Origin of the sequence: Asticcacaulis biprosthecium C19, assembly GCF_000204015.1 — a bacterium.
GTDB classification, from domain to species: domain Bacteria; phylum Pseudomonadota; class Alphaproteobacteria; order Caulobacterales; family Caulobacteraceae; genus Asticcacaulis; species Asticcacaulis biprosthecius.
In genome coordinates this window covers 1012944-1014147 of sequence record NZ_GL883077.1, presented here as the reverse complement: position 1 = coordinate 1014147, position 1204 = coordinate 1012944, and the positions used below count along the sequence as shown (strand labels likewise).

Annotated in this window: 2 protein-coding genes; one reads left to right on the top strand and one right to left on the bottom strand. The window is 51.6% G+C overall.

Annotation, left to right across the window (positions count from 1 at the left end; all coding sequences use genetic code 11):
* The coding region (locus tag ABI_RS05150) for a P-loop NTPase fold protein (protein WP_040308601.1) at positions 1 to 431 on the bottom strand (431 nt) is incomplete at its 3' end.
* A gap of 169 nt (positions 432 to 600) precedes the next feature.
* On the opposite strand from ABI_RS05150, the gene ABI_RS25540 reads away from it, so the two are divergent.
* The coding region (locus ABI_RS25540; RefSeq protein ID WP_083811385.1) for a competence protein CoiA family protein at positions 601 to 1204 on the top strand (604 nt) is incomplete at its 3' end.

Here is a 1204-nt window from a genome sequence, read left to right as displayed (position 1 = left end):
ACGTGTCTACCGAGCGCTGGAACAAGGTTCTTTACCTTCTCGCCGAGCGTCAGCTTAAGCGTGCTATTCAGCTCTTGGAAAAATGCTAGGGTAAGTGCTTCCTCCCCACGGTACCACCAACATTTGAAATCAAGGAGCGTGAGTTTTGTGTCAGGCATCGCCTGCAACTCATGCCGGATTAGGTTGACCGCACTGCTTTTCCCTGCACCCCAGGGACCGTTAATGGCAATCGTCGTCCCAATCGGGTCGACAATTTCGTGCAAGCTCTTAGCAATTGCTTTGGCAAAGGGCGAGATACCGTACTGATCGTCGCCTGCAGATTCAATCGGACTATCATTAAAGAATCGAGACATTTCACCGCTCCCTGTACTTAACCATGTTGTGTGGAATTTCTCGTCGGCAAAGTAAATTGTAAAATTGGCAGCCACCATCCCGGCGTGCCTTTCTAAGGGGTCTCGACCTCCCGCCCGCAAAGGTCTGTTATGAACGCCGCCTCGCGTATCGGAACGAACTGCCTTAATGTTCGCCATGAATTATTGTCGAGCTTAGATTGCTAAGCTGATACATCGTTGTCGTGGTACTTGGCTGGGAAAGCGCTGGATGCTTTACGCTTGGATTGATGGGGTTAAACGCCCGCCGTTGGCAAAAGGGGAGCGCAGCACCTGCCGTGACTGCGGCGGCCTGCTCACCTCAGTGATCCCTGTCGAAAATGTCAAACACTGGCGTCATAAAGCGGGAGACTGCGATTCTTGGAGCGAAGCCGAGGGGCCATGGCACCTTGCATGGAAGGAGCAATTTGACCTTACATCCCGCGAGATTGGCCTGATCGATCCTGCGACCGGCGAACGTCATAGAGCTGACGTGCTTTGTGGTGCGGGCACCCCTCTCGCCACAGTACTTGAGCTCCAACACTCATCGATTTCTGAGGCTGAACGCGGCGCCAGGGAAGATTTTTACCAGCGGGAGCACCGTATGTTCTGGCTTGTTCACATACACAGCGAGTCTAATTTTAACGGCTATAGCTTCGGTTTTTCTCTCGACTTTAAATCACGTCCTTTTGTCCTTGATGGACACAGCTACGGCATTATGCGTTGGGTGGGACGCAGCAAGCAATTCATCGAAAAATGGAAACGGTCTAAGGCCAACGTGTTTTTCAACTACCAAGGCCATGTTTTTTATCTAGGTCGTAGACTCATAACGCTCT